This is a genomic window from Taklimakanibacter deserti (assembly GCA_003574785.1).
In genome coordinates this window covers 1-26,347 of sequence record QORU01000032.1, presented here as the reverse complement: position 1 = coordinate 26,347, position 26,347 = coordinate 1, and the positions used below count along the sequence as shown (strand labels likewise).

Below are 26,347 nucleotides of genomic sequence, written 5' to 3'. Positions count from 1 at the left end.
TGCCACGCGCTACGAAAAGACCGACAGATGCTTTGCTGGCTTCATCAATATCGTCGCAGCCTTCCTCGCATCCAGTGATTGTAAACAAGCCTTAGTGCACCTTCGTCCATTCGAGGACCCTGAATGATTTTCTAAGGCCGGTCGGCCAGAACGGATCGGCCTTCACCAGCGCGATAACCTCCTCCGGGCTCGCGGCGCTGACCAGCCACAGGCCGCCCGCCGGCGATCCGGTTTTCGTATCCTTCACCGGTCCGGCCGCCGAAATCCGCTCGGCGTTCGAGCGCAGGAAGACCAGATGGTCCTTCATGAACTCGGCGCGCTTTCCGGCGTTTTCTTCATTGTCCTCGAACATGACGGCGTAATCCAAAGCGACACCTCCTAGTAGTGCGTATCGAACCGTTCACGGCGCGCATTCCGTTGCAGCTTCGCCGTCTCCCGCTCGCCAAGCCCGATATCGCGCAGCATCCGCTCGTTCAGATGATCGATCCTGGCGGACGGCCGCCTGATTTTGGCCAGCAGCCGCGCGAGCCAACGGCCGCGCCCAGCGGTTTCGCCGTGCCGTGATGTCATCTTCAGAGATCGGGCCATGTAAAACCTCGCGGGATTTCGTGCTAGGATGCCGAGAAAGACCGGCCGCGACTGTGACCTGGCTCACAGTCGGCGCCCCTGAAAGTTGCCAGAAAGCGTTGAGTTCATGCTGCAGTCCGATCCCGTCTTCGCCATCATCGCGCGCACCGAGCCCTTCTCCGAGCTCTCAGGGCCGCACACGCATTCGCTTGCCGGCCTTTGCCGCATGCGCCGCTATGGCAAGGGCGAGGTGATCTTCCATATGGGTGAGGCGGGCGATGCGCTCTACGGCATCAAGAGCGGCCGGGTGCGCACGACGATCGTCTCCTCCGAAGGCAGGGAGATGACGCTCAATCTCTTCGGACCGAAGAGCACCTTCGGCGTGGTCGGCTTCCTCGATGGTGGTCCGCGCATGGCGACCGCGCTCGTCGTCGAGCCCTCCGAGATCTTCCGCCTGCCGCGCAGCGCTTCATCGCCTTCATCGAGGCGCATCCCGAAGTCGCGGTGCATGTGATCGGCTATCTGTGCGGCAAGCTGCGCCAGATCAAGGAGCGCGTCGGCGAGGCGGCTTTGCTGCCGCTGGCTGCCGCCCTCGCCCGCCGTTTGTTGACGCTGTCGGAAGAATTCGGCGACGAAATCCCTTCCTCGCAGGAGCAACTGGCGGGGCTCGTCAGCGCCAGCCGCGAAAGCGTGAACCGGCAATTGCAGGCCTGGAAGCGAGAGAAGATCGTGGGCCTGCACAGGGGCGGCCTCACCATTCTCGACCGCGCAAGGCTCGAGCAGGAAACGACGGCGCTCGGCGCTTAACCGAGCACCTTCTCCAGCGCCTTGCGGATATTGGGACCGGTCGGCTTCGTTGCGCTGGAGAACCATCCCGCCAGCGCGCCGTCGCGGGCGATGAGATATTTGTGAAAATTCCATTTGGGCTGGCCGGAAGGTCCCGCTTCCTTGCCGGCCCATTGATAGAAGGGATGCGCCGCCTTGCCCTTGACGTCGTTCTTGGCCGTCAGCGGGAAGGTCACGCCGTAGTTCTTCTTGCAGAAGGCGCCGATCTCGGCTTCCGTTCCCGGCTCCTGGCCGCCGAACTGGTTGCAGGGCACGCCCAGCACCACGAGCCCCTTGTCCTTGTTCGCCTGCCAGAGCTTTTCGAGCTCCTCATATTGCGGCGTATATCCGCATTCTGATGCCGTGTTGACGACAAGGATCGCTTTCCCTGCGAATTCGCTGAGCGGCAGCTTCTCGCCGGAAAGCCGGGTGAAGGCGAAATCATGTGCGTTAGCCATTGAACTGCCTTATCGATTGAATGTGGCGCGCGCCGTACAGGATGAGACCGGCCACGAGGCCCCAGAAGGGAGCACCCACGCCATAGAATGTAATGCCGGACGCCGAGACCAGGAAGGTCGCGAGCGCCGCTTCGATCTGCTCCTTCTCCTTGAACATCGCCGTGGCGCTGCCGAGCAAGGGAGCAAAGAGCGCCAGACCGGCAATGGCGGTGATGAGCGGCTTGGGCAGGCTTCCCAATATGGTGACGAAGCTTGCCGCGGCGAGCCCGACCAGGATGTAGAGAATGAGATAGGGCCAGGCGACGAGCCAGCGTTTCTGCGGATCGGGATGGGCTTCCGGTCCCGTCACGATCGACGCGGTGATCGCCGCAAGGTTGAGCTGATGCGCGCCGAAGGGAGCGCAGAAGATCGAGCCCAGGCCCGTGACCCAAAGAGAGCCCACGACCGGCGGCTGATAGCCCGAGGCCTTGAGCACCGCGAAGCCGGGAAGATTCTGCGACGCCATGGTGACGAGATAGAGCGGCAGGCCGAGGCCGACGATGACCGGCCAGTTGAAGCTGGGCGTCGTCCAGACCGGCTGGGTGATGGCGAACGAGCAGCAGCCGGCATCGAAGGCGCCCGCCATGGCCGCAAGCACGAGGCCGGCAACGACGACGACCGGCACGGCGAAGAACGGCTGCCACACGCGCAAGCCGAAGAAGATGATGATGAGCGGCAGGACCTGCCAGGGCAATTCGATGGCCGCACCCGGCACACCCATCGAATAGCGCAGCAATATGCCCGCCAGCATGCCGGCGGCGATCGAGGCCGGGATCTTCTCGATGGCGCGCGCCACTGGTTTGAACAGGGCGGTCACGCACATGAGGACACCCGCCGCGAGGAAGGCGCCGATGGCGCTGCGATAATCGATGCCGGCGCCGGCGCTGGTGGCGATGAGGGCAGCCCCCGGCGTCGACCAGGCGGTGATGATCGGCATCTTGTAGCGCCAGCTCAGGATGAGGGTGGTGATCGCCTGGCCGATGCACAAAGCGGCGGCCCAGGAGGCTTTCTCCGCCGGACTGGCGCCGACCGCGTCGGCCGCTTCCATGATGAGCAGGATCGTCGAGGCAAAGCCCACCACGACTGCGGTGAGCGCCGCGGAGGTCAGGCTGAACCAGCCCTTGGCGGAGGTGCCGCTCATGGTGCTCGTGGCATCGCTCATGAAATCGGGATTCCGGGTTCGTATTTTTCCTGGCGCAGGATCAGCGTCGTCTTGACGCTGTCGACATTGGCCGCGGCGGTCAGGTCCTTGATGATGAAGTCCTGCATCGCATGCAGGTTGGGGCCGACGCATTTCAGCATGAAGTCGGCCTCGCCCGAGACCGCATAGCATTCGCGCACCAGGGGCCAGCGCTTGACCCGCTCGATGAACTGGGTGAGTTCGCTCTCCGCCTGGCTCTTGAGCCCCACCATGGCGAAGACCATGATCTCGAAACCGAGCTTCTCGGCATTGAGCATGGCCCGGTAGCCGGCAATATAGCCCGCCTCTTCCAGCGCCCGGACCCGGCGCAGGCAAGGTGGCGGCGAAAGCCCCACTTTTTCGGCGAGTTCCACATTGGTGATGCGGCCATTGTCCTGGAGGGTCCTGAGAATCCTCCAGTCGATGGCGTCAAGCTGCCCCGTGACGGTCATGGGGGCGCACTATAGCAATAAAATTTCAAGAATGCGCAAGAGACATTGCACTTACGCCAAGCTATGCACAACTGATAGTCAAAGGGTTGAGAATGCCCCTAAATAAGCTATGCTGTACCGTCATATCACCAGAGCGCTTTCTGCTGAAACTGCCCGACTTTGGCGGTAGGGAAGCGCTCCAGACTATATATAACCCGTGTCTCTGTCCGAGGCGGATCATGGTGGTCTGCGAAGGGCGAGTTCTGAGGAGTGAGCCATGACTGACCGTCATGCCCGTGTCGTGATCCTGGGGTCAGGCCCGGCTGGATATACGGCCGCCATCTATGCGGCCCGCGCCATGCTGAAACCCCTGATGATCCAGGGCATCCAGCCCGGTGGGCAGATGACGATCACCACGGATGTCGAGAATTATCCGGGCTTCGCCGATGTCATCCAGGGCCCCTGGCTGATGCAGCAGATGGAGGCCCAGGCGCGCCATGTCGGCACCGAGATCATCTCCGACCACATTGTCGAGGTCAGGCTCAAGCAGCGCCCCTTCTGGCTCAAGGGTGATTCGGGTCAGGTCTATACCGCCGACGCGCTGATCATCGCGACCGGCGCCCAGGCGAAATGGCTGGGCCTTCCCTCCGAGCACCGCTTCCAGGGTTTCGGCGTCTCGGCCTGCGCCACCTGCGACGGCTTCTTTTATCGCGACAAGAAGGTGGTCGTGGTGGGCGGCGGCAATACCGCCGTCGAGGAAGCTCTGTTCCTCACCAATTTCGCGAGCGAGGTCACCGTGGTGCACCGCCGCGACCATTTTCGCGCCGAGAAGATCCTGCAGAACCGGCTCTTCGCCCATCCGAAGATCAAGGTTGTCTGGGATTCGATCCTCGAAGAAGTCGAAGGAGCCGACGATCCCAAGGGCGTCACCGGTGCCAAGATCCGAAATCTGAAAACCGGAGCGGTGCAGACGCTCGCCGTCGACGGCGTGTTCATCGCCATTGGCCACAAGCCCTCGACCGAGCTCTTCGTCAATCAGCTGCCGCTCAATGCGTCGGGCTACATCATCACTGACGGCCGCTCGACCGCGACCGCCATTCCGGGCGTCTATGCGGCGGGCGATGTGACCGACGACATTTACCGACAAGCCGTAACTGCCGCCGGCATGGGCTGCATGGCGGCACTCGAGGTGGAAAAATGGCTCGCCGCGCAAGAACACATAAGGGAAGCGGCCGAGTAGGGACAACAGCATTGCGGGGATAGGCAATGCAAACAGAAGAAACAGCATTGCTATGGATTGGGATAAACTCAGGATTTTTCACGCCGTCGCGGAGGCGGGGTCCTTCACTCATGCGGGCCACGATCTAGGCCTTTCGCAGTCGGCGGTGAGCCGGCAGATCAGCTCGCTGGAGCAGGATCTGAACGTGGCGCTGTTCCACCGTCATGCCAGGGGCCTCATCCTCACCGAGCAGGGCGAGGTTCTCTATCGCACCGCCCATGACGTTTTCGCCAAGCTCGCCGCGGCGCAGACGCGTCTCATGGATTCGAAGGACAAGCCGACCGGCGAGTTGCGCATCACCACGACGGTGGGCCTGGGCTCGGTATGGCTCACACCGCATCTCACCGAATTCACTGATCTCTATCCGCAGATCCAGGTGACCTTGATGCTCGATGATCGCGAGCTCGATCTGGCGATGCGCGAGGCCGACGTAGCGATCAGGCTCAGGCGCCCGGTGCAGCCCGATCTCATTCAGCGCAAGCTCTTCACCGTGCATCACCACATCTATGCCGCGCCCGAATACATCAAGAAGTTCGGCTTGCCGAAGTCGGTCGATGATCTCGACAGCCACCGCATCGTGACCTTCGGCCAGGCGCCGAGCTATCTCACCTCGATCAACTGGCTGGAGACGGCGGGCCGCGCCGACGGCGACATCAGGCGGCCGTTCCTGCGCGTCAACAACGCCTATGGCTTGCGACGCGTCGTCGAAGCCGGCGTCGGCATCGCGTCCCTCGCCGATTACATCGTCGGCAACAAATCGAGCCTGGTGCAGGTCAACCTACCGGTCGAGACGCCGCAATTCGACACCTATTTCGTCTATCCGGAAGAGCTCAAGGATTCGAAGCGCGTCACCGTCTTCCGCGACTTCCTGGTGGCGAAGGCGAAGGAGTGGAGCTTCTAGCTTTCAATGGAGCTTCCGATCCCCCTGCGCCAGGCCGTCGACCAAGCGCTCGAGGGTGTGGCGCTCGCCGAACTGACGCAAGCGGCCACGATCTTGTCGGAACGCTATCGCGGCGAGACGCGCGACGGTGCGCTCCATCTTTCCGGCGATCTCGCCGCCAAGGCTTATCTGGCAACGCGGCTTCCCGCCACTTACGCGGCTGTCCGCGATGCGATGGCGAAGCTCGCCGATCTCAGGCCGGACTTTCAGCCGAAAAGTCTGCTCGATGCGGGCTCGGGACCGGGCACGGTCCTCTGGGCGGCAGCCGATTGCTGGCCTGACCTTGCAGACGCAATACTGCTCGAAAGCTCGGGCGCCATTCGCAAATGGGGAGAAACTCTCGCGGCTTCGGCTTCCGTCAAACAGGTCAAATGGCAATCCGCCGACATCCTGCGCGAGCTCCCGATCGAAGGCTCACGCGATCTCGTCTGCCTCGCCTATGTCTTGAGCGAATTGCCGGCCGACCGGCGGGACAAGCTGGTCGACGATCTCTGGTCGCTGACCGCCGATACGCTGCTCATCGTCGAGCCCGGCACGCCGAAAGGATGGGAGCGCATCCTCGCCGCCCGCAAGCGGCTGATCGGGCATGGCGCCCACATCATCGCCCCCTGCCCGCATCGCCAAGCTTGTCCGGTCGAGCCGCCCGACTGGTGCCATTTCGCGCGCCGCGTGGCCCGCTCGCGCCTGCATCGTCTGGCGAAAGGCGGCGATGTGCCCTGGGAAGACGAGAAATTCATCTATCTCGCCGCTTCCCGCCATGAGGGCCAGGCGGCCAAGGCGCGCATCCTGGCGCCACCCCGGACCGGTAAGGGCCATCTCGATCTCAAGCTCTGTTGCGCCGACGGCACGCTCAGCGAGCGCACCGTCAGCAAGCGCGACGGCGCCCTGTTCAAGCAGGCGCGCCGTTGCGATTGGGGCGATACGATCTAGCCATCACCCGGCCCTGCCCTTGAACAGGCGCCGCACGCTGACGAAGAGCAGCGGCACGAAGAAAATGCCGAGCACGGTCGCGGCGATCATGCCGCCCATCACGCCGATGCCGATCGAGTTCTGCGCCCCTGAGCCCGCACCACTGGCGATGGCGAGCGGTGTCACGCCGAGGATGAAGGCGAAGGAGGTCATGAGGATGGGTCTGAGGCGCTGGCGCGCCGCCTCGAGTGTCGCCTCGATGAGCCCCATGCCCGAGGCCTGCTTCTCGATGGCGAATTCCACGATCAGGATGGCGTTCTTGGCGGCAAGGCCGATGGTGGTCAGAAGCCCGACCTTGAAATAGACATCGTTGGTCTGGCCGAAAGTGGTCGCCGCCACCAGCGCGCCGAATATGCCGATCGGCACCGACAGCATGACCGCGAGCGGTATGGACCAGCTTTCATAGAGGGCCGCGAGGCACAGGAAGACGACGAGCGCCGAGATGGCATAGAGGGCGGGCGCCTGGTTGCCGGAAAGCCGCTCCTGATGCGAAAGCCCGGTCCATTCATGGACATATCCCGCCGGCAGCTGGCTGACCAGCCGGTCGATCTCGTCCATCGCCACGCCGGAACTGACGCCCGGCGCCGCCTGGCCCAGGATCTCGACCGCCGCCGAGCCATTGTAACGCTCGAGCCGCGGCGACCCGTAGGACCAGTGGCTCGCGGCGAAGGACGAGAACGGCACCATCGTCCCCTCGCTGTTGCGCACCTGCCAGCGATCGAGATCGTCCGGCTGCATGCGGAAATCGGCCGCGCCCTGCACATAGACGGGCTTCACCCGGCCCCGGTCGATGAAGTCGTTCACATAGTCGCTGCCCCAGGCGATGCTCAGCGTGGCGTTGATCTCGGCCAGGCTGACGCCTAGGGCGCTCGCTTTCTCCTGGTCGATATCGACGGAGAATTGCGGCTCGTCCTCCTGGCCGTTGGGCCGCGTATTGGCGAGAAGCGGCGAGGCACTGGCCTTCGCCAGCAATTGATTGCGCGTCTGCATCAGGGCAGCGTGGCCGGCGCCGCTCACATCCTGCAGAAAGAAGTCGAAACCGCTCGATGTGCCGAAACCCTGGATGGCGGGCGGCGCGAATGTGAATATGCGGGCATCCCTGACGGCGGCGAGTGCCTGCATGGCGCGCCCGGCGACGGCGCGCGCCGACAAGGCAGGGGCGGTGCGGGCAGCGAAATCCTTGAGCCTGACGAAGGCCAAGCCGACATTCTGGCCGGAGCCGCCGAAGCCGAATCCGGCCACACTGAGGACGCCGTCGACCGCGTCCTTCTCGCCATTGAGGAAATGGTTCGTCACCTCATCGAGCGCGCGCAATGTCCGGTCCTGGGTCGCGCCCACCGGCAACTGCACGCTCGCCAGCAAGATGCCCTGGTCCTCCTCCGGCAGAAACGAGCTCGGCAGCCGCGAGAACAGCCAGCCCATGGCGATGGCTATGGCGATGAAGACGATGAGGAAACGCTTGGCGCGGGTGATGATGCCGCCGACGGCGCCACTATAGGCGGCGGTGCTGCGGTCGAAGCCGCGATTGAACCAGCCGAACGGTCCCTTTTGCGTCGCATGGTCCTTGGGTTTGCGCAAAATGGTGGCGCAAAGCGCCGGTGTCAGGATGAGAGCGACGGCGACCGAAAGCGCCATGGCCGAAACGATGGTGACCGAGAACTGGCGGTAGATGATGCCGGTCGAGCCGCCGAAGAACGCCATCGGCACGAACACCGCCGACAGCACCGTGGCGATGCCGATGAGGGCGCCGGTGATCTCCTGCATCGATTTGAGTGTCGCCTCCCTGGGCGACAGGTTCTCTTCCTGCATCACGCGCTCGACATTCTCGACCACGACGATGGCGTCATCGACGAGGAGACCGATCGCCAGCACCATGGCGAACATGGTCAGCGTGTTGATGGAATAGCCGAAGGCGGCCAGGATCCCGAAGGTGCCGAGCAACACGGCCGGCACCGCCAGCGTCGGGATCAGCGTGGCACGGAAGTTCTGCAGGAAGACGAACATCACGATGAAGACGAGCGCGATCGCTTCCGCCAGCGTCTTGACCACCTCTTCGATCGACAGCCGCACGAAAGGCGTCGTGTCGTAAGGATAGACGACCTCGATGCCGGGCGGGAAAGTCGAGGCGAGGCGCGTGATGGTCGCCTGCACGGCTTCCGACGTGGTGATCGCATTGGCACCCGTCGCCAGGTTGACGGCAAGGCCGGCGGCCGGCTTGCCGTTGTAGCTGGACGAGGTCGTGTAGCTTGTGGCGCCGAGCTCGACGGTCGCGACATCGATGAGGCGCACGAGCGATCCTTCGGGCGAGCTCTTGAGGATGATGTCGCGGAACTGCTCGGGCGTCTGCAGCCGGCTTCGCGCCGTCACCGTGGCGGTGAGCTGCTGGCCCTTGCGGGCCGGCAGGCCGCCGAGCTGGCCGGCCGACACTTGCGTGTTCTGCGCAGCGATCGCCACCGAGACGTCGCTTGGCGTCAGCGCGTATTTGGCGAGCTTGTCGGGGTCGAGCCAGATGCGCATGGCATAGCCCGAGCCGAAAAGCTGCGTCGTGCCGACCCCTTCCACGCGCCTGAGCACGTCATTGAGGGTGCTGTCGACATAGTCCGCGATATCGGTCGACGACATCCTGCCATCGGTCGAGACGAAGGCCGCGACCAGGAGGAAGCCGGTCGATGATTTGGCGACGCTGATGCCGGTGCTTTGCACGATGGCCGGCAATTGCCTTGTGACGAGCTGCAGCTTGTTCTGCACCTGCATCTGGGCGATGTCGGGATCAGCGGCGCTGGTGAAGGTGAGCGTGACGCTGGCCTGGCCGGTCGATGTCGACGTGGCGGTCATATAGTCGAGATTGTCGATGCCGGTCATGCCTTGCTCGATCACCTTGGTGACCGAGTTCTCGACCGTCTGCGCATCGGCTCCGGGATAGCTGGCGCTGACGCTGACGGTGGTCGGCGCGATCTGGGGATATTGCGAGACCGGCAAGGTCATGAGCGCCAGAAGCCCGGCCAGCATCGTCACGATGGCGATGACCCAGGCGAAGATGGGGCGGGCAACGAAGAAGGCCGACATCGCGATGCCGCCTCAGTCCTTGGTCGGGCTGCCGGGTACCGGCGCCTCGTCATTGCCGGCGAATTTCGATGGCGTGGGCAGGGCTCCTTGCTTGCGTTCCTGGATCTCGCCGGTGGCCTCGTCGATCACGACCTCGACCGCGGTCGCGTCCTGGCCGATTCGGACCAGGTGGTTCCCCTCGACGATGACCTGAACGCCGTCGTCGAGACCCTGGTCGACGATCCAGTTGTTGCCGACGCTGCCGCGCACCACAAGGATGCGTTCCTCCACCTTGCCCTCCTGATTGACGATGAGCGCCGTCGCATCGCCTTTCGAATTGTGGGTGACGGCGCGCTGCGGCACCAGGTAGCTGTTCTCCCTGATGGCCGCCTCGATGACGGCGCGCACATACATGCCGGGAAGCAGGAGCCGGTCGGGATTGGGAAACTGGGCCCTCAGGATGAAAGTCCCGGTAGCTTGCTCGACATTGTATTCGTGAAACTCCATCCTGCCGGTCTCGGCATAGGTGGTGCCGTTCTCGAGCTTGAGCCTTACCTTTATGTCGGGCCCTGTGATTTTCACCCGGCCTTCCGCTATCTCCTGGCGAATGTCGAGCAGCCTGGTGCTCGATTCGGTGACATCGACATTGATCGGGTCGAGCGCGCGAATGACCGTGAGCGCGGTCTCCTGATCGGCCGTCACGAGCGCACCCTGGGTGAGCGAGGACTGACCGATCCGCCCGGAGATCGGCGCGGTGATTCTGGTAAAATTGAGATTGATCCGCGCGCTCTCGACGGCCGCGACGGCCGCGGCGACATCGGCCTGCACTTGCTTCAGCGAGGCGAGCGCATCGTCGAGCTCCTGCTGGCTGACGACCCGTTGCTTGAACAACGTCTGTATGCGGTCGACCTTGGCCTGGGCGGCCGGCAGAGCCGCTTCCGCCCTTTGCTGGCTGGCGACCGCGGCATCGAGGGCCGCCTGATAGCTCGCCGGTTCGATCTGATAGAGGGCATCGCCGGCCTTGATCTCGGTGCCTTCCCGGAACAGCCTTTCCCTGATGATGCCGGCGACTTGCGGGCGCACTTCGGCGATGAGCGAGGCGCCGGTACGGCCAGGCAGTTCGGCGGTGACGGCGACCGATTGCGGATGCAGGGTCACGACGCCGACCTCGGGGCGGCTCGGCGCGGGCGGCGTCTTGCCGGCCTGCTCCTCCTCGCCGCAGCCGGCGAGCAGGAAGAGCGCCAGAAGCATGCCGGCTCGGGCATATGCAGGATCTCCAGCCCGTGCTGTCACGAGACTCGGCATGATGGACATTACTCGACAACCCCTTGCAAGGACGGGAAAGCGCATTCTTCGATCCAAGGTACTATCGTCGTTCCATTTGCAAAAGGCTTTTCAGCTACGCGGGTCCTTGCACCCAGGGCAGGTTTTACCGGGGAGGGCCTCGCCACGGCGCCGCACCCTTGCCGGTTGAGAGGGCATTGATTGCGCCGCGAAAAAGGGGAAGTCTGGCGTTCATTCAGGACACAAGGAGAATCCCATGTCGGGGCTTACACTGCCTGTCGCGCAAGCCATCGTCGCCGAAGCCGTCTCTCTTGCCCGGAAACTCGATCTGAAACCGCTGGCCATTGTCGTGCTCGATGATCGTGGTGCGGTAAAAGCTGCTGCGACTGAAGATGGAACGTCGTTGCGGCGTTACGACGTTGCTCACGGCAAGGCCCACGGCGCTCTGGCTCTCGGATTGGGCTCGCGTTCGATCGGCAAGAGAGCCAGGGAGCAACCCTCCTTCGTCGCCGCGGTGAGCCATGTCGTCGGCGGAGCGCTGGTGCCTGTGCCAGGCGGTGTCCTCTTGAAGAATCGGGAAGGACGCTTGCTCGGCTCGGTGGGCGCATCGGGTGACACGTCCGACAATGACGAACGCGTCGTCCTCGGCGGAATTGAAGCCGTGGGCCTTGTCGGCGATCCCGGCGCGGACTGAGGACAATCCGCCCACGGCGCTCTACTCCGCACCCCTGTATCCGGCAAGCCAGCGGGCAGTGCGCAGCAATCGCGCGTCATCGCCTCTGGCGGCGACCAGTTGCACACCGAGAGGCAGGCCGCTTGCGCCCTTGAGCAGCGGCAGGGATATTGCCGGCACACCGGTCAGCGTCCAGAGGGTGCAGAATATCGGACTTCCCGTGGCCTCGAGCCCGCGCGGCGCGGTGCCTGTGGTCGCCGGCGTAAAAATGGCGTCGTAGTCGGCGAAGATCTGCTGGAGGCTTTGATAGAAACGGCGTGCCTGCTCGAGCGCCAGGTTATAATCGACGGCAAGGCGTTTCTGGCCATCCTCGATCATATTACGCAACGTCGGGCTGAGCTGGTCGCGGCCGCGCTCATATTCGCGAGCGAAGCTCTTGGCGAGATCGGACAGCATGATCACGCTGTGGCAATCGATGGCCTTGTCGAACGAATCCGGCAGCGCGACCTCCGTTACATGGCTGCCGAGTGTTTGAGCAAATTGGCTGAATGCCTCTTGGGTTTCCGCGGCCGCTTTCGGCCATGCCGGCGTTTTGACGAAAGCGATGCGTGGCGGCGTCGGCGGCTTCTGGGCAAGGATATCGCTCAGAGCCGCGCGCGCATAGGGGATCTGGCTCGGATCGCGTCCGTCGAAGACCATCAGTTGATCGGCGATGAGAGCGAGGTCCTCGATGGTGCGGGCGAACATGCCGATCGAATCGAGCGGCGCGGACTGCGCCAGCGCACCATATAGCGAAATCAGCCCGCGCGTCGGCTTGTAGCCATAGACGCCGCAATAGGCGGCAGGCCTGATGACCGAGCCGTTGGTTTGGGAGCCGATCGCAAGCGGAACCATTTCTCCGGCGACGGCGGCGGCGGAGCCACTCGAAGAGCCGCCGGGCGTATGATCAGGATCGTGGGGATTGCGTGTCTTGCCTGGGGAATAGACCGCGAGCTCGGTCGTTACGGTTTTGCCCATGATCACGGCCCCTGCCCCGCGCAGCAACGCGACCGCGGTCGCGTCTTCCGTCGGCCTGCGCCCGGCGTGAAGAACGGTACCGTTCTCGGTCGGCATGTCTCTTGTGTCAAAAATGTCTTTGATGCCCACCGGTATGCCGTGAAGCGCGCCGAGGGGCACCTTGGCCTGGCGCCGGCGATCGGCGTCGCGCGCCTGCTCGAGCGCATAGGCGGGATCGAAAAAGGACCAGGCGCGAACCTTGTCCTCGAGCTTCACGATCCTGTCGATACACTGCTGAACCAGATCGACGGACGTCAGTTTGCCCGCGCGGATCGCGGTTGCCGCCTCGCTGGCGCTGAGAGTTGCAGGCATTGTTATCGTTCTCCTCGCGGCAGCAGCTAAGCGCCGCCCTTCTCCATCCCCTCGCCCAAGAGGCTCTCCCGCACGACCTCCAGCTTGTTCGCCAGGTGCTGCTTGAGAATCGCGCTCAATCGAGCCCCGTCGCGAGCGGTGAGCGCGGCAAGGATTTGCTCATGCTCCTCGACCGCTTTCGCCCAGCGCACCTGCGACAGGTTGGCGAGGTAGCGGGCATGGCGAACACGCCCGGCGAGCGCGCGATGAACATTGCACAGGGTTTGGTTGCGGGCAGCCCTCAGGATCTTGCCGTGTATTTCCTGATTGACCTTGAAATAGGCGGACCGGTTCGAGCGCGTGTAATCGAGGACCATTTGCGAGTGCAGAAGCCGAATTTCGGCGATTTCCTCGTCGGTGGCATGTTGACAGGCGAGCTCGCCGGCCAAAGCCTCGAGCTGTCCCATCACCGGGAACATTTCTTCGATGTCGTCCAGAGTCAATCTTGCGACGGTGGCGCCCCGGTTCGGCAGAAGATCGACAAGGCCTTCGGAGCCCAGCACCTTCAGCGCTTCCCGGAGCGGTGTACGCGAGACGCCGAAACGCAGGCACAGCACCTTCTCAGGTACCCGCGTCCCAGGCGGCAATTCGCCCTCGCTGATCATGTCCCGCAGCTTTTCGATGATCTCATCGTGCAAGGCGCGCCGCTGGATGGCACCTGAGGAAGGCAAAGACGGTTTAGGCAAATTCATTCGCGATCCTCTCTCCACAGCTTCCATCGCTTGTTTCGTCTCCTCGCCAGCTTTCAGGGATCATCGCCGATTCGGGCCGCGACTTCAATTTTGAATGCATAATTCATTTGCAATGATGACTACAGAGGGACTACGAATAAATGCCAGTAAAATCAATAAGTAATGAGTTTAACTTGTTGAAATGACAAGTGCATGTATTATTCAAATTGAAAAGGATAGCGTGGATGTCTTACCGCGCCGGTCGGCACTTCCTCCAAATTCCAGGTCCGACCAATGTTCCGGACCGGGTCCTGCGCGCCGTCGATCGGGCCGTCATCGATCATCGTGGACCTGAATTCGCCAAGCTCGGGGCCGCCGTCCTCGAGGGGCTGAAGGCGATTTTCAAGACGTCGGGCCCGGTCGTGATCTACCCGGCGTCCGGCACGGGCGCGTGGGAGGCTGCCCTGGTCAACACGCTTTCGCCCGGCGACAAGGTGCTGATGTTCGAAACCGGCCATTTCGCGGCACTCTGGCGGCAATTGGCCGAGCGGCTGTCGCTCACCGTCGACTTCATTCCGGGTGACTGGCGGCATGGTGTGCCCGCCGTGCAGCTGGAAGCGCGGCTCGCGGAAGACAAACGCCACGAGATCAAAGCCGTTTGTTGCGTTCACAACGAAACATCGACCGGTGTCACATCCGATATCCCGGCGGTTCGCCAGGCGATGGACGCCGCCCACCATCCCGCCCTCCTCCTGGTCGACACTGTCTCGTCACTCGCCTCGATGGATTATCGGCATGACGAATGGGGCGTCGACGTGACGGTGGCCGGGTCCCAGAAGGGCCTGATGCTTCCACCAGGCCTCAGCTTCAATGCGATCAGCGGCAAGGCGCTGACGGCTTCGCAATCCGCGGCATTGCCGCGATCTTATTGGCGCTGGGATGAGATGCTCAGCCCCAACCAGTCGGGTTTCTTTCCCTATACACCGGCAACCAACCTCCTCTATGGGCTCAGGGAAGCGCTCGCAATTCTTCAGGAAGAGGGTCTGGAGAACATTTTCGCCCGCCACACCGCCCATGCGCGCGCCACCCGCTCGGCCGTGCGGGCCTGGGGCCTGGACATCCTCTGCGTCAACCCTGCGGAATATTCGAGCTCGCTTACCGCAGTCGTCATGCCTGGCGGTCACGATGCCGATGCGTTTCGCCGGATCGTCCTCGATCGTTTTGACATGTCGCTCGGCGCCGGACTTGGCAAGCTGAAAGGTTCGGTATTTCGGATCGGCCATCTCGGAAGCTTCAACGATCTGATGCTGGCCGGCACGTTGAGCGGCGTTGAAATGGGACTGGCGCTGGCGGGAGTGCCTTATTGCCGCGGCGGTGTTCAGGCCGCTCTCGACAGCCTGTGCAATTTGAAAACAGCCGACGAGGTGAAAGTGGCCTGAATATCGGCCGTTCTTGAAAACAAGCAGAATCCAAGACCTGCCTTCGCGGAGTCCTGGACATGAAGTACAACAACAGGAGGAGACAATGGCTTATCTGAACTGGTTTGGCACAGCTGTCTTCGGGGCATTGGCTCTGGGGACGGTCACCGCAGGCGCCGCGGACGTAAAAGAAATCAATTTCGTCGAGGCGGTGCACAACCTCGGTTACATCAATCTCTATGTCGGCCAGCATGCTGGCATTTTTGAGAAGAACGGCCTGAAGCTCAATCTGTCGGCAGCGGGGGGCGACACGCAGGCCTTCGCTGCCGTGCTCGGCAAGAGCTCGCCCTTCGCCATCGGCGACGCCACGATGGTTCAGATGTCGCGCGAGGCCGGGGGACCTGGCATTGTCGTCGGCACTGTCGTGCAGCGGGCCCACTATTTCGGCGTTTCGAAGAACCTGCCCGTCTTGACGGACCCGAAGCAATTCAAGGGACTGACGGTCGTGACGTCGCCCGAGCCCAACACCAACTTCAGCGTCACCAAGAAGCTTCTGCTCGATAATGGCCTGAAGCCGAAAGAAGACACCAAGATCCTCGAAGTCAACCCGGGTACGGAAATCGGGGCCATGCTGGCGGGCCAGGCCGACATTGCGGTCGCCTATCAGCCGAGTGTTGCGGCGGCGGAATCGCAGGGCGCGAAAGTGGTGTTCGACTTCGCCAACTATGTCGGCCCGTTCTGCAATACCGGCATCATGGTCCTGCCTGAATATGCCAAGGAAAATCCCGACATTGTAGCGGCTTTGGTAAAGTCGTTCGAGGAGGCCGGGCGCCTCGTCTATTCCGATCCGGCCTATGCGAAGAAAGTGGCGCGCCTGGAATTTCCCGATCTGCCGGGGGACGTCGTCGACAAGGCGATCGACGCGGAGATCAAGTATCAGATTCCGGCCGCGACCGTGGTGACGCAGGCCGACGCCTGGAACAAGCTCATGGAGATGCAGAAGTTTCTCGGCAACGTGAAATACTCGATTCCGATGGAGCAGGTCATCGACAATTCCTTCGCCGAGAAGGCCGTGAAAGAGGCCGAAGACGTGAAGGCGCCGCAATAGCCGCCGCGCAACACCTAGAGCCAGGGTGTCGGCATGAATCGGATAACAGCAAACCGGCCGGCAGCGGATTTTCCCGATCCGCCGCTGGTCGTGTCCAATCTTCGAAAGATCTTCGGCGAGGAGACGGATGCTCCGATCGAGGTGATCGCCGATCTGTCCTTGACCCTCGGGCAAGGCGAGATCGTCAGCATCGTGGGACCATCCGGTTGCGGCAAAAGCACACTGCTCAATCTTCTTTGCGGGCTGTTGCCATGCACCGCCGGTGAGGTTCTATGGTATGGCGGCGCCAGCATCGGAATGCCCGAGCGTGTCGGATACATGTTGCAGAAGGATCTGCTGCTGCCCTGGAGGACGGCGCTGAGAAACGTGACGCTCGGCCTCGAGATCCACAAAATGCCGATCAAGGAAAGGACCGAGAAGGCGCGCAAGCTGCTCGACATGATCGGTCTCACCGGCTTCCACGACTACTATCCTTCCGCACTTTCCGGCGGCATGCGGCAGCGCGCGGCGCTGGCACGCACGCTCGCCAACGAGCCTGAGGTCCTGCTGCTCGACGAGCCCTTCGCCGCGCTCGATTTCCAGACCAAGCTCATCCTCGAAAACGACATGGCGCACCTGGTGCGCAGCCAGCGCCGGTCGCTCCTTCTCATCACCCATGATGTCGAGGAGGCGGTCTCCTTGTCCGATCGTGTCATCGTGCTGACGCACAGGCCGGCGCGCATCCGAGCCATCCACGAGATCGACATCGATGTCGACCGCACCGACATGATGGCGGCGCGCGAGTCGCCGAAGTTCAACCAGTATGTGCGCTCGATCTGGAGCGAGCTGGAGGTTCGGCACAACGCATGAGCACCAGCCAACAGCACCTTGCCCGGAAGCCCAAGGCCGATCCGCCCACCGTCGCGGCGGCCGCTTCCGTCACGCACCGCGGCGGCATTAGGTTCCGCGCCCTGCGGCGCAATGCGCTGGTGTTCGCCTGCCAGATTTCGGTGCTTGCCGTCTTGCTCTTCGCTTGGGAGTTGGCTACCCGGCAATCGGCGCTCAACGCGTTCCTGTTCGGCTCACCGAGCGCCGTCTGGGGCTTTCTTGTTCAAATGTGGAAGGACGGCAGCCTCCTGACAGACACCAGGGTGACCGCCATGGAGACATTGCTCGGCTTCGTCATCGGCAATGTCCTGGGCACGCTGATCGGGCTCGCTCTATGGTACTCGCGCTTCGTGTCCCAGGTCGTGCAGCCTTTCATCGTGGCGCTCGGATCGATCCCGATCATCGCACTTGCTCCCATTTGCATCATCTGGTTCGGCACCGGCCTCGCCTCGAAAGTCGCGATGGCGACTCTCTCGGTAGTCGTCGTCGCGCTGATCACCGCCTACAAGGGAGCCCTGAGTGTCGATATCGACCAGATCAATCTGATGCGGACATTGGGCGCATCGAAGCGGCACATATTTCGCAAGCTGATCGTACCGGCCTCCCTTGGCGACATATTCGCCGGCCTGAAGCTCACTGTCGGTTTCGCCTTGATCGGCGCGATCATCGGGGAATTCATGTCGTCGTCGGAAGGCTTGGGTCATGCGATCTTCAAAGCGGGCAGCCTCTACATCATTCCCAAGGTGTTCGCGGCACTCGTCGTCACGATCGCGTTGGCGCTCTGTCTCACCTATGTCGTCGGCAAGATCGAAAAGATTCTCACCCCTTGGCGTCCTCACTGATTGCCGGCACGTCCCGACGGTTCCTCAATAAAGGAGAAGATCGATGGCAGGACAGGTTATCCGGAAAGGCGATCTCAAATATGCGCTGGCGGCGACCGATTCCTTCGTCGCCGAAGTCGGTACCGACGAGATTTTCGAGGTCGAGACCGAGCTCAATATCGGCGGCCACCTGATTCACTCGCTCGATGAAAAGCTCAAGCCTTCCGACGTGACGCTGCCCTTCTGCAACCCGGCGACCGGGCCGATCCGTGTGCGCGGCGCCAAGCCCGGCGACATGCTGACGGTCGAGGTCATCGAGGTCGGTGTCCATGGGCTGGGCTTCACTGCTCTATGGCCGGGCATCGGCATCTTCCCCGACTGGGTCCGGCGCGAGGAATTCGGGATACAGAACCGCAACGTTCGGGTCGAAAAGGGGATCGTCCACTGGAGCGATACACTGAAGCTCGAAGCCAAGCCGATGATCGGCGTCATCGGCGTCGCCCCCGTCGCCGGCGGGGTGCTCACCATCGACAACGGAACCCATGGCGGCAATCTCGATATTCAAGAAGTGACGAACGGCAACAAGGTGATGTTCCCCATCTTCCAGGAAGGGGCCTATCTCTATTGCGGCGATGTCCACGCGCTGCAGGGCGATGCCGAGTGCAACGGCATGGGTGCCATTGAGATCCGCGGGCATCTGCGCCTCAGCCTCGGCTTGAGCCCCGCGCCCAAGCGCTTGATCTGGCCGCGCCTTGAAACCCCGACGCATATCTGCACGGTCGGCTGCGCCCGCCCGCTCGATGATGCCTTGAGGATTGCTTTCGAAGAGATGGTGTACTGGCTTGAAGAGAGTTACCGGATCCCGGCGCCCGAAGCTTATATGCTGCTCGGCCAGATCGCCGAGGCGCGCTGCACCCAGATGGTCAATCCGAAATACACATATGTCTGCAAGGTGGACAAACGCTATTTGCCCAAACGATAACCGTTCAACCGTGCCAGAAGGCGGGGACGAGCGAGAGCACCAAGAGGATCGCCATCGTCACGTTGAAGATGCGCAGGCGAGTCGGATTGCCGAGCCAGCGCCTGAGGCCCGAGCCGAACAGGATCCATGCCGAGCAGCCCGGCACCGCCATCGCCATGAAGAGGCCGGTGAGCAGCAGCACCGAGAAAGTGTAGGCGCTCGGTATCGAATAGGTGGTGATCGCGGTGACCGCCATGACCCAGGCTTTCGGGTTTACCCACTGAAAGGCGGCGGCCTGCAGGAAGGTCATCGGCCGGCTGCCCGCCTTGCCTTCACCGACCGTTTCCGTGGTCGCGATCTTCCAGGCGAGAAACAGCATGTAGGCGGCACCCGCATAGGCGAGCGCCATATAGAGCAGCGGATAGAGCTTGAAGATCTCGCCCAGCCCCATGCCCACGATGAGCGTCATGATGCCGAAGCCGAGCGTAATGCCGGCCATGTGGGGCACGGTGGCGCGAAAGCCGAAATTCACGCCCGAGGCGAGCAGCATCATCGTGTTGGGGCCTGGCGTGAAGGTCATCACGAAAGTGAAGATCATCAGCGCCCAGAAAAGTTCAAAGCTCATGCCGCAACACTGGCCATATTTTGCCTGGCCTGTCGAGCGGGCCCCTTGTGGTGCATGGCGATGTCGAGGAGAGCGATGCAAAATCAGAAGAGCGGCATGAAAGGCGAGAATCCGCCGCAATTTCCGACAAATGCGGCTAGCGCGAGCTAGATTGGACGCTTATCCAAGTTCGTCAGGACGCAACGCCATGCGAGTCCAGCATGACACCCATGAGATGTGTCAGCTTGTCTGACATAAGCGAATGGCGCATCCTCTCAGTCGTCGCATTCATTGGGAATGCACAAGCAGCGGAAGTTACTCCCTCCCCTTGTATCGCTCCGCTGATGTTTCCGGACCACCCTCACCCGGACCGGAAGCGTCCCTTCACCGGGACAAGCCCATATCTTGGCCGGACAGATTTCGTCCGGCCTTTCTTTTTCGGCAACGCTCTCACGCTCACATATAGAGCTTCTCGCTCTCGAGCCCCGTATAGAGGGAAGCGACGAACTCGCCATAGCCGTTGTAGATCTGCGTAGGAATACGCTCGCCGGTGCCCAACACTTGCTCGGAGGCCTGGCTCCAGCGCGGATGCGGCACCGCCGGATTCACATTGGCCCAGAAGCCATATTCGGAGGCTTGCAGCTGTTCCCACATGCCGATGGGCCGCTCCTTAACGAAGCTCACCTTGACGATCGACTTGATGGATTTGAAGCCGTATTTCCAGGGCAGGTGGATGCGGATCGGGGCACCCATGGATTTCGCCACCGGCTTGCCATAGGCGCCGGTGACCACGAAAGCGAGGTCGTGCATCGCTTCCGCCATCGTGAGGCCTTCGATATAGGGCCACGGCATGGTGCCGAAGAGGCCCGGCTGCTGGCCGGACGCCATCTCCGGATCGTTGAAGGTCTCGAAGCGCACATATTTGGCGTCCGTCTTCGGTTTCGCCAGCTCGACCAGCGACTTCAAAGGAAAGCCCGACCAGGGCACCACCATCGACCAGGCTTCGACACAGCGGTGGCGATAGATGCGCTCTTCGAGGACTACCTTCTTCAATAGATCGTCGATGCCGATGGTGAACGGCTTGTCGACCTCGCCGTCGACGGCGATCTCCCACGGCCGGATGCGCAGCTTCTCGGCCTCCGCGGCTATGCCCTTCGACGTGCCGAACTCGTAGAAATTATTGTAGTTGACGTTGTATTGCTCGTCCGTGATCGCCCGGCCGGCATCCTTATAGGCGGGATTGAGCTTGGCCGGATAAAGCCCCTGGGAAGGGTCCACGTCGGCCAGCGCGGGCATGCCGGCGCCGGCTAGCGCCGCACCGGCAAGGCCGGCAATGAGCGACCTGCGGTTCAGGAACACCGCTTGCGGCGTCACCTGGCTTTCCGGAATTTCCCAGCCGAGCTTGCGTTTGATCAACATCTTGCCAGTCCTTGGGTTGTGGCCGGAGGCTAGACCGCTCAACCGACCCGTGCAATTCACGCCCGATCACGCTCGCGAGAGGCGTTCACCAGGCGGCCGTCTACCCACTGATACGACATCGAGGCGCTTGGCGTTACACAGGAATTTCCGAAAATGCCGGGCGGGCCGCCAGCCGGGCGGCCTTTGCCGCCGCCGGCATCCTGCTCGTCCCGCCCGGTTTGATGCTCCGCGGTCATTACCCTGATTCCGAACCGGCCTGGGCCATTCATCGCCTCCGCGGCGCGCTCGGCGCTATCCTGCTGGACCAAGTTCCCGCTCGACCGTCCGTCGAGTCGGCAGTGTTGGAGGTCTGACACGCAGTCGGTGTTAGGAGCGACGATAAAGCGCGATAGCGACTGGATATGGAGTCATCGCGCTTTAGCGGCGCTCCTGGGAGATCATCTTCAAGGCGATGTCGAGACGCTGGATGGCACGCAACAGATAGGCCCGATCGATAAGATAGGCTTTGCGGCACTCCGTGCAGCGTGTGGTGAAATGGGTCATCGCCCAAGGGAAACTCTTGGCGGATGTCGCTCCGCAATGCGGACATGTGATCGTGATGGTCTCGGTATCTGCCATCGGGACAGCCCCTCTCCCGTTCTTCGTTACACCACCGCTGTTAATTGAACTTCGGTGGATCGTCAATTCGACTCGGCCTGTCCCGGTCCTTACTTGCTCTACTTTTTTCACGAAGCAAAGAGCAAGTTTCCGCTAGCATGTCGCACTTGTTTCAGTTTGTTTCAGCCTACAGATAATTAAGATGACGCAACGCACAATTGCGCAACTGCGTGCCCACGCAATCGAATGCTTGTTCAATCAATAAGATTACTTAGCGTCGCGAGGTGGCGCGATCGTTATTCCGACGAAGTCGGCCTTGCGGCTAGGAATGGTGGCGTAGAAAGAGGCCAGGCGCGGCTCGACTTGCTCGGACAAATTCGAACATTTCTGGACATCCTCCGTCAACCGATCATCGCGTTGCTGGGCGAGATTCTCGACCAGGACCTCATGCGCCGCGCGCAATTCCGCAAAGCCTGCGGACTGCGCCACCGCCTCGTCCCCGACAACAGCCCATATCTGCATTTGCGTCGAGCGGCCCGCCATGGCGACGCGACCAGCCGGAAGCACGGCGAGCTGCTGCGTTGCATCGCCGAGCTCACCGGCGATGACGACATCGAACTTGGCCCGCTTGCTCGCGGTCTCGGTGCGCGCCGCGATGTTGACGGTCTCCCCGACGGCGGAATAGTCGAAGCGCGTCTGCGAACCCATATTGCCGACGCAGGCCGGGCCTGAGCACATGCCGACACCGCATTCCAGCGGCCATCGCCCGCGCTCCTTCAAGATATCGGCGAAGGCCTCCTCGACATTAAGATCGGCGGTCGCCTTACGGATGCCGAGGCCGGCGAGTGCTGCGTGATACTGATGGTCGGTCTTGGTCAGAGGCGCATTCCAGAAGGCCATGATCGAATCGCCGATGAATTTGTCGATCGTGCCGCCTGTGGCGATGATGGCGCTGCTCCAGCGGTCGAGCAGCGTGTTGATGAGCGACACGAGATTGTCCGGCGGCAGGGTTTCGCTCAAGGATGTGAAACCGCGGATGTCGACGAACAGCACTGTGATGTCCTTCACCTCGCCGCCGAGCTCGAGCGAATCGGCGTTCTGCTCGATCTCGTGCAGGACATCGGGGGACACGAAATGCCCGAAGGCGTTGCGCAGCATGCGCCGGTCGCTGTCGATGACGAGGAGGCGGAAGGCGATCGTCGCCAAGAACGTCAGGGTCATGGCGAGGACCGGAAAGGTGGCATCGATCAGTATGCCGAGCGATCTGAAGGCGTAAGCCGAGGCGAAAGCGAGAAGCAGGACCATCACGCCGCCTGCGGCGGTGCCGAAGAGCGGAGAGCGGAACATGACGATGAGGATGAGCAGGACGCCAAGAAGGGCATAGGCCAGGAGCTCGGCGCCGCCCACCCATTGCGGGCGGATGAGGTAGCTGTTGCTCAATATCTGTTCCAGCACCTGGGCGTGGATGAGGACGCCGGGCACGGTTTCCCCGAGGCTCGTCGTGCGCACATCGAGAAGGCCTGCCGCCGAGGTGCCGACGAAGACGATGTGCCCGTTGATCAGCGGCGCCAGCGCCTCGCGCTCCTCTCCCGAGATCACCCGGTAGGCGGAGACATAGGTATCGGGCGAATTGCGCCGGTAGCGCACGGTGAAATTGGAGTCCTCCGCGACCGGCAATTCAAAGTCGCCGACCCTGATGGATTCTATCGCATCGTCCGTCGTTTCCGACGCGTTGACGATGATCGTGCTCGCCCCTTGCGCCACGCGCAGCGCCTCGAGCGCCAGTCCCGGATAGAAGTTCGTCCCATCGGTCCACAGCATGGGCACCTGCCGCGCGATGCCTTGTTCGCGGGCAAGGTCGAGATTGATCCCGCCGAAGCCCGCCGCCGCCGCTTCGAGCTTCTCGATATTGGCGGCAACACTTTGGATGAAGGGCGGTGCCTTGCTGGCATCTTCGCCCGTCTGGGCGAAGCCCGCGGTCCTGGACGGCGTCTTGCGGGCATTGCCGGGAGCATTGGAGAAGGCGAGCACCACTGGCCGGCCCTTGATCGCCGCGGCGAAGATTTCGTCATTGTCGGGAAATGTGGCGCTGATCTCCTCGCGCGCCGCAGGGCTCAGGCCGGCGACCAAGTCCGGATCCCCGGCGACGCGGCTCGGCGACAAGCGATCGGGCTCGGGGAAGACGATATCGAAGGCGATCGCCGCCGCCCCCAAGGTGCTCAATTCATCAACCAGCTTGCCCAGCTGTTTGCGCGACCACGGCCACTGCCCGAGCTTGCCGAGCGAGGCCTCATCGATGTCGATGATGCGGACCGGCAGCTCCTGGCGCTCGCGCGGCCATATGCGCTGCAGCTGATCGAAGCCTGCATTGCGCAGATATTGCAGGAGCGGCGGGTCATAGCCGCGCAAAAGCAAGAGACCGACAAGAACGGCAAGGCCAGTCGCCACCCCCGCCCAGGTCTTGCGCGCGCCTGCCCCTGTCACGGTCCGGGCCTACCGGTTTCGGGCCAACGGATGGAAATCACGTGATATCTAACTGCCCTCGTCGCCACCTGTCCGCTGGCCGCCGCGGCCCTGGCCACCACTGTTCTGTCCGCCCCCGAAGAAGTTCTGGAAAAGGGTCGCGACCGATCGGCAGGACGAGGTATCGACACGGAAGGGCCGTGCCAGCGCACCCTGGTTGGCGATATAGGGCAGGCTTCTGACCGCCCGGCCCTTGGCACGGCCGCCGAGTTCATCCACCGCTCCGCCGCCCGCCCGGCCGACGCCGCAATGGTCATCCACACTTTCGCACTGGCCATAGGCGCACAGATTGACCCGACCGGTATGCACCGCGACGAGCGTCGCCCGGCCGACGGAGAAGTCGAAGGCGGTACCGCGTATGCCGATGGTGGCGTTGGCCGTCTGGATGTCATAGGCATTCTTGGCGCTGTGCCCGCTGATGAAACGGAAGGTACCCCTGAGCGCGTCGACCGAGAATTTGCGGGCCCTTTTGCCACCACGCATGAGGAAACGGTCGATGACCAGCGTCGAATTCGGCCCGACGACGAGCTTGGTATCATCGATGAAGATGATCTGCACATTGCCGCCGCCAGTGACGACCCTGTCGTCTTCATAGATGGGGCTGCCCGCGGCGAGGGCACGGTTGCCGCCCGGGCCCGAAGCGGATGGCGATCCTGACTTGGCGAAAACTTTCCCAATTGGAGATGCCGCGTGAATAGGTGTCGTCAGGGCATAAAGACAAATAATACCAGCCCCCGCAAGTCGCCCAACATATGCCATCAAGTGATTCCCAGCTTGAACCCAGCGTAATTATCCTGCTTATACGTGTGAATTACGCAATACAATCCGCTTGTTAGTAGAAATGTGCGTAAACTCACATTGCCGTAAATTTGATCAACGTATCGTGCGTGGAACTCGGGGAGCATTCGATGAACAAGCCAGACGACATTGCCAGCTTGGTTCGCGCGGTCCGTGCGCGCGTGCCTATGGACGCAGCCCAAATGCTGACGAAGGAGAGCCCTGAGCGCATCGGGGCGGTTCTGGCCGAGCTGCCGCAGGCATTCGTCGACCGCATCAAGGCCTATCTGCCTCCGGAACTACAGTTGCAGGCCTCGGCCGCCCTGACGGAGGTCACCGAGAACACGGTCGGCGAGATGATGGACCCGGCGCTCGCCGTGCTTCCCGAAACCACGACCGTCGAAGAAGCGATCGCCTTTCTGCGACATCACGACACGCCTCAGCAGATCACCTACATCTACGTGACGGATGCGGAGGACAGGCTCATCGGCCTGACCGTGATCCGCGATTTGATCCTGGCGGCGCCCGGTCAGACGCTCAAAGAGGTGATGCTGCCCGAGCCCTTTGCGCTGACGACGGATATGGAGCTCACCGACGCCGTCAAGGCGGCGATCCATCGGCACTATCCCGTATACCCGGTGGTGGATCCCGACCGGCATGTGATCGGGGTGGTGCGCGGGTGGCGCCTGTTCGAGCGCCAGGCGATCGAGATCAGCGCGCAGTCAGGCCAGATGGTCGGTGTGGACAAGGAAGAGCGCCTCTATACGGGAATCTGGCGGGCCTTCAAGATGCGTCATCACTGGCTGCAGGTGAACCTGTTGACGGCGTTCCTGGCGGGCTTCGTGGTCAGCCTGTTCGAAGGCACCATTACCCAGATTGTCGTGTTGGCGGCCTTCCTGCCCATCCTCGCCGGTCAAAGCGGCAACACCGGATGCCAGGCGCTGGCCATCACGCTGCGCGGAATGACGCTCGGCGACATGGACGGCTACCCTGTGCGCAAGCTGATCACCAAGGAATTGATCCTGGGGGCGATGAATGGCTTGCTGACGGGCATCGTCGCCGGCGTCGCGATGTACTGGATGTCCGGCGGCGACAGCACCCATAACGCGCTCGTCCTCGGCCTCGTGATCCTGCTCGCCATGACCGGCGCCTGCATGGCCTCGGGACTTTTCGGGGTGCTGGTGCCGCTGATCCTGAAACGATTCGGCGCCGACCCTGCCACTGCCTCGAGCATCTTTCTCACCACCGGCACCGATATCGCCGGCATGGGACTTATGCTCTTCTTGGCGACGGTGCTCGTGCTTTAGAAAAGCGGCTCTCTCCCATTGCATCGCAACGGGAGAGAGGAAAATCCGGAGCATCGGCCCGAAAAGCTTGTGGCCGGGTTTAACCCCATAGGCGCTAAGATAAGGGTTGCGGTGCGGAATCGTCTGTGATTCCAACGTTGGATGACTCACGAATCACTGACGAACGCCGACTGGGAT

26 protein-coding genes are annotated in these 26,347 nt (G+C 62.4%); 12 read left to right on the top strand and 14 right to left on the bottom strand.

Annotated features, from left to right (window positions below):
• Positions 1–91: 91 nt before the first annotated feature.
• Together DS839_RS35745 and DS839_RS36810 are read right to left on the bottom strand one after the other, a co-directional pair.
• The gene (locus DS839_RS35745; RefSeq protein WP_368912114.1) at positions 92–367 is read right to left on the bottom strand and encodes a YciI family protein; all 276 of its coding nucleotides are present in this window, start codon (positions 365–367) and stop codon (positions 92–94) included.
• Between the two features lie 11 nt (positions 368–378).
• Positions 379–588: a hypothetical protein gene (locus tag DS839_RS36810; RefSeq protein WP_162919022.1), complete on the bottom strand. Its 210-nt coding sequence runs from the start codon at positions 586–588 to the stop codon at positions 379–381.
• Positions 589–694: 106 nt separating this feature from the next.
• Here DS839_RS36810 and DS839_RS35735 point away from each other — a divergent pair, with 106 nt between their 5' ends.
• Both DS839_RS35735 and DS839_RS35730 read left to right on the top strand, forming a co-directional pair.
• Positions 695–1,081 (top strand): Crp/Fnr family transcriptional regulator, encoded by a 387-nt coding sequence (locus tag DS839_RS35735; protein WP_119275339.1) that lies wholly within the window; start codon positions 695–697, stop codon positions 1,079–1,081.
• On the top strand, positions 1,072–1,374 hold the full coding sequence (locus DS839_RS35730; RefSeq protein ID WP_162919021.1) for a helix-turn-helix domain-containing protein: 303 nt from the start codon (positions 1,072–1,074) through the stop codon (positions 1,372–1,374). Before DS839_RS35735 ends, DS839_RS35730 begins: the two co-directional genes overlap by 10 nt.
• On the opposite strand, the gene DS839_RS35725 is transcribed toward DS839_RS35730, so the two are convergent.
• From DS839_RS35725 to DS839_RS35715, 3 genes are read right to left on the bottom strand one after another with little or no spacing between them, the layout of a single operon-like run.
• On the bottom strand, positions 1,371–1,850 hold the full coding sequence (locus DS839_RS35725; protein ID WP_119275337.1) for a glutathione peroxidase: 480 nt from the start codon (positions 1,848–1,850) through the stop codon (positions 1,371–1,373). The two genes, DS839_RS35730 and DS839_RS35725, sit on opposite strands and share 4 nt — an antisense overlap.
• Positions 1,843–3,051 (bottom strand): benzoate/H(+) symporter BenE family transporter, encoded by a 1,209-nt coding sequence (locus DS839_RS35720; protein ID WP_368912113.1) that lies wholly within the window; start codon positions 3,049–3,051, stop codon positions 1,843–1,845. The genes DS839_RS35725 and DS839_RS35720 overlap by 8 nt, the downstream gene beginning before the upstream one ends.
• Positions 3,048–3,521 (bottom strand): Lrp/AsnC family transcriptional regulator, encoded by a 474-nt coding sequence (locus tag DS839_RS35715; RefSeq protein ID WP_119275336.1) that lies wholly within the window; start codon positions 3,519–3,521, stop codon positions 3,048–3,050. The genes DS839_RS35720 and DS839_RS35715 overlap by 4 nt, the downstream gene beginning before the upstream one ends.
• Positions 3,522–3,777: 256 nt before the next feature.
• Between DS839_RS35715 and trxB the strand changes: the two genes are divergently transcribed.
• Genes trxB through DS839_RS35700 form a run of 3 tightly spaced genes read left to right on the top strand, consistent with a single transcriptional unit; the run spans position 3,778 to position 6,649 of the window.
• Positions 3,778–4,740, top strand: a complete 963-nt coding sequence (gene trxB / locus DS839_RS35710) for a thioredoxin-disulfide reductase (protein ID WP_119275335.1) — start codon at positions 3,778–3,780, stop codon at positions 4,738–4,740.
• Positions 4,741–4,792: 52 nt separating this feature from the next.
• The gene (locus DS839_RS35705; RefSeq protein ID WP_119275334.1) at positions 4,793–5,680 is read left to right on the top strand and encodes a LysR family transcriptional regulator; all 888 of its coding nucleotides are present in this window, start codon (positions 4,793–4,795) and stop codon (positions 5,678–5,680) included.
• 6 nt (positions 5,681–5,686) lie between these two features.
• A complete protein-coding gene (locus tag DS839_RS35700; RefSeq protein ID WP_119275333.1) occupies positions 5,687–6,649 on the top strand; it encodes a small ribosomal subunit Rsm22 family protein in 963 nt (320 codons plus the stop codon).
• A gap of 3 nt (positions 6,650–6,652) precedes the next feature.
• Here the strand turns inward: DS839_RS35700 and DS839_RS35695 are convergent, their stop codons facing one another.
• A complete protein-coding gene (locus DS839_RS35695; RefSeq protein ID WP_119275332.1) occupies positions 6,653–9,754 on the bottom strand; it encodes an efflux RND transporter permease subunit in 3,102 nt (1,033 codons plus the stop codon).
• A gap of 12 nt (positions 9,755–9,766) precedes the next feature.
• On the bottom strand, positions 9,767–10,984 hold the full coding sequence (locus tag DS839_RS35690; RefSeq protein WP_368912112.1) for an efflux RND transporter periplasmic adaptor subunit: 1,218 nt from the start codon (positions 10,982–10,984) through the stop codon (positions 9,767–9,769).
• Positions 10,985–11,273: 289 nt separating this feature from the next.
• Here DS839_RS35690 and DS839_RS35685 point away from each other — a divergent pair, with 289 nt between their 5' ends.
• Positions 11,274–11,711: a GlcG/HbpS family heme-binding protein gene (locus tag DS839_RS35685; protein ID WP_119275330.1), complete on the top strand. Its 438-nt coding sequence runs from the start codon at positions 11,274–11,276 to the stop codon at positions 11,709–11,711.
• Between the two features lie 21 nt (positions 11,712–11,732).
• Here DS839_RS35685 and DS839_RS35680 read toward each other — a convergent pair whose 3' ends face one another.
• Both DS839_RS35680 and DS839_RS35675 read right to left on the bottom strand, forming a co-directional pair.
• Positions 11,733–13,058 (bottom strand): amidase, encoded by a 1,326-nt coding sequence (locus DS839_RS35680; protein ID WP_119275329.1) that lies wholly within the window; start codon positions 13,056–13,058, stop codon positions 11,733–11,735.
• 26 nt (positions 13,059–13,084) lie between these two features.
• Positions 13,085–13,789, bottom strand: a complete 705-nt coding sequence (locus DS839_RS35675) for a GntR family transcriptional regulator (protein WP_119275328.1) — start codon at positions 13,787–13,789, stop codon at positions 13,085–13,087.
• Between the two features lie 224 nt (positions 13,790–14,013).
• Here DS839_RS35675 and DS839_RS35670 point away from each other — a divergent pair, with 224 nt between their 5' ends.
• The 5 genes from DS839_RS35670 (at position 14,014) to DS839_RS35650 (ending at position 18,964) form a co-directional block, all read left to right on the top strand.
• Entirely contained in the window at positions 14,014–15,207 is a 1,194-nt protein-coding gene (locus DS839_RS35670; RefSeq protein WP_119275327.1) for a pyridoxal-phosphate-dependent aminotransferase family protein, read from the top strand.
• Between the two features lie 85 nt (positions 15,208–15,292).
• The gene (locus tag DS839_RS35665) at positions 15,293–16,294 is read left to right on the top strand and encodes an ABC transporter substrate-binding protein (protein ID WP_119275326.1); all 1,002 of its coding nucleotides are present in this window, start codon (positions 15,293–15,295) and stop codon (positions 16,292–16,294) included.
• A 33-nt stretch (positions 16,295–16,327) separates the two neighbouring features.
• Positions 16,328–17,143: an ABC transporter ATP-binding protein gene (locus DS839_RS35660; protein WP_119275325.1), complete on the top strand. Its 816-nt coding sequence runs from the start codon at positions 16,328–16,330 to the stop codon at positions 17,141–17,143.
• Positions 17,140–18,003 (top strand): ABC transporter permease, encoded by an 864-nt coding sequence (locus DS839_RS35655; protein ID WP_119275324.1) that lies wholly within the window; start codon positions 17,140–17,142, stop codon positions 18,001–18,003. Before DS839_RS35660 ends, DS839_RS35655 begins: the two co-directional genes overlap by 4 nt.
• A 43-nt stretch (positions 18,004–18,046) precedes the next feature.
• Positions 18,047–18,964 (top strand): acetamidase/formamidase family protein, encoded by a 918-nt coding sequence (locus tag DS839_RS35650; protein WP_119275323.1) that lies wholly within the window; start codon positions 18,047–18,049, stop codon positions 18,962–18,964.
• 4 nt (positions 18,965–18,968) lie between these two features.
• Here DS839_RS35650 and DS839_RS35645 read toward each other — a convergent pair whose 3' ends face one another.
• The 5 genes from DS839_RS35645 to DS839_RS35625 form a co-directional block, all read right to left on the bottom strand.
• Positions 18,969–19,568 (bottom strand): LysE family translocator, encoded by a 600-nt coding sequence (locus DS839_RS35645; protein ID WP_119275322.1) that lies wholly within the window; start codon positions 19,566–19,568, stop codon positions 18,969–18,971.
• A 435-nt stretch (positions 19,569–20,003) separates the two neighbouring features.
• Positions 20,004–20,966 (bottom strand): protein-methionine-sulfoxide reductase catalytic subunit MsrP, encoded by a 963-nt coding sequence (gene msrP, locus DS839_RS35640; protein ID WP_119275321.1) that lies wholly within the window; start codon positions 20,964–20,966, stop codon positions 20,004–20,006.
• A gap of 417 nt (positions 20,967–21,383) precedes the next feature.
• Entirely contained in the window at positions 21,384–21,584 is a 201-nt protein-coding gene (locus tag DS839_RS35635) for a hypothetical protein (protein ID WP_119275320.1), read from the bottom strand.
• A gap of 246 nt (positions 21,585–21,830) precedes the next feature.
• Complete coding sequence (locus DS839_RS35630; RefSeq protein WP_119275319.1) at positions 21,831–24,047, bottom strand: CHASE2 domain-containing protein; 2,217 nt, start codon at positions 24,045–24,047, stop codon at positions 21,831–21,833.
• A 48-nt stretch (positions 24,048–24,095) separates the two neighbouring features.
• Entirely contained in the window at positions 24,096–24,845 is a 750-nt protein-coding gene (locus tag DS839_RS35625; RefSeq protein ID WP_119275318.1) for a FecR family protein, read from the bottom strand.
• 149 nt (positions 24,846–24,994) lie between these two features.
• Between DS839_RS35625 and DS839_RS35620 the strand changes: the two genes are divergently transcribed.
• Positions 24,995–26,170 (top strand): magnesium transporter, encoded by a 1,176-nt coding sequence (locus DS839_RS35620; protein WP_119275317.1) that lies wholly within the window; start codon positions 24,995–24,997, stop codon positions 26,168–26,170.
• Positions 26,171–26,347 lie beyond the last annotated feature (177 nt).

What these genes read in the sequence shown, in the direction of transcription:
- DS839_RS36810 (WP_162919022.1), bottom strand. Translation starts at nt 588, where the DNA reads ATGGCCCGATCTCTGAAGATGACATCACGGCACGGCGAAACCGCTGGG.
- DS839_RS35735 (WP_119275339.1), top strand. Translation starts at nt 695, where the DNA reads ATGCTGCAGTCCGATCCCGTCTTCGCCATCATCGCGCGCACCGAGCCC.
- DS839_RS35725 (WP_119275337.1), bottom strand. Translation starts at nt 1,850, where the DNA reads ATGGCTAACGCACATGATTTCGCCTTCACCCGGCTTTCCGGCGAGAAG.
- DS839_RS35720 (WP_368912113.1), bottom strand. Translation starts at nt 3,051, where the DNA reads ATGAGCGATGCCACGAGCACCATGAGCGGCACCTCCGCCAAGGGCTGG.
- DS839_RS35715 (WP_119275336.1), bottom strand. Translation starts at nt 3,521, where the DNA reads ATGACCGTCACGGGGCAGCTTGACGCCATCGACTGGAGGATTCTCAGG.
- trxB (WP_119275335.1), top strand. Translation starts at nt 3,778, where the DNA reads ATGACTGACCGTCATGCCCGTGTCGTGATCCTGGGGTCAGGCCCGGCT.
- DS839_RS35705 (WP_119275334.1), top strand. Translation starts at nt 4,793, where the DNA reads ATGGATTGGGATAAACTCAGGATTTTTCACGCCGTCGCGGAGGCGGGG.
- DS839_RS35700 (WP_119275333.1), top strand. Translation starts at nt 5,687, where the DNA reads ATGGAGCTTCCGATCCCCCTGCGCCAGGCCGTCGACCAAGCGCTCGAG.
- DS839_RS35695 (WP_119275332.1), bottom strand. Translation starts at nt 9,754, where the DNA reads ATGTCGGCCTTCTTCGTTGCCCGCCCCATCTTCGCCTGGGTCATCGCC.
- DS839_RS35690 (WP_368912112.1), bottom strand. Translation starts at nt 10,984, where the DNA reads ATGCTTCTGGCGCTCTTCCTGCTCGCCGGCTGCGGCGAGGAGGAGCAG.
- DS839_RS35685 (WP_119275330.1), top strand. Translation starts at nt 11,274, where the DNA reads ATGTCGGGGCTTACACTGCCTGTCGCGCAAGCCATCGTCGCCGAAGCC.
- DS839_RS35680 (WP_119275329.1), bottom strand. Translation starts at nt 13,058, where the DNA reads ATGCCTGCAACTCTCAGCGCCAGCGAGGCGGCAACCGCGATCCGCGCG.
- DS839_RS35675 (WP_119275328.1), bottom strand. Translation starts at nt 13,789, where the DNA reads ATGAATTTGCCTAAACCGTCTTTGCCTTCCTCAGGTGCCATCCAGCGG.
- DS839_RS35670 (WP_119275327.1), top strand. Translation starts at nt 14,014, where the DNA reads ATGTCTTACCGCGCCGGTCGGCACTTCCTCCAAATTCCAGGTCCGACC.
- DS839_RS35665 (WP_119275326.1), top strand. Translation starts at nt 15,293, where the DNA reads ATGGCTTATCTGAACTGGTTTGGCACAGCTGTCTTCGGGGCATTGGCT.
- DS839_RS35660 (WP_119275325.1), top strand. Translation starts at nt 16,328, where the DNA reads ATGAATCGGATAACAGCAAACCGGCCGGCAGCGGATTTTCCCGATCCG.
- DS839_RS35655 (WP_119275324.1), top strand. Translation starts at nt 17,140, where the DNA reads ATGAGCACCAGCCAACAGCACCTTGCCCGGAAGCCCAAGGCCGATCCG.
- DS839_RS35650 (WP_119275323.1), top strand. Translation starts at nt 18,047, where the DNA reads ATGGCAGGACAGGTTATCCGGAAAGGCGATCTCAAATATGCGCTGGCG.
- DS839_RS35645 (WP_119275322.1), bottom strand. Translation starts at nt 19,568, where the DNA reads ATGAGCTTTGAACTTTTCTGGGCGCTGATGATCTTCACTTTCGTGATG.
- msrP (WP_119275321.1), bottom strand. Translation starts at nt 20,966, where the DNA reads ATGTTGATCAAACGCAAGCTCGGCTGGGAAATTCCGGAAAGCCAGGTG.
- DS839_RS35635 (WP_119275320.1), bottom strand. Translation starts at nt 21,584, where the DNA reads ATGGCAGATACCGAGACCATCACGATCACATGTCCGCATTGCGGAGCG.
- DS839_RS35625 (WP_119275318.1), bottom strand. Translation starts at nt 24,845, where the DNA reads ATGGCATATGTTGGGCGACTTGCGGGGGCTGGTATTATTTGTCTTTAT.
- DS839_RS35620 (WP_119275317.1), top strand. Translation starts at nt 24,995, where the DNA reads ATGAACAAGCCAGACGACATTGCCAGCTTGGTTCGCGCGGTCCGTGCG.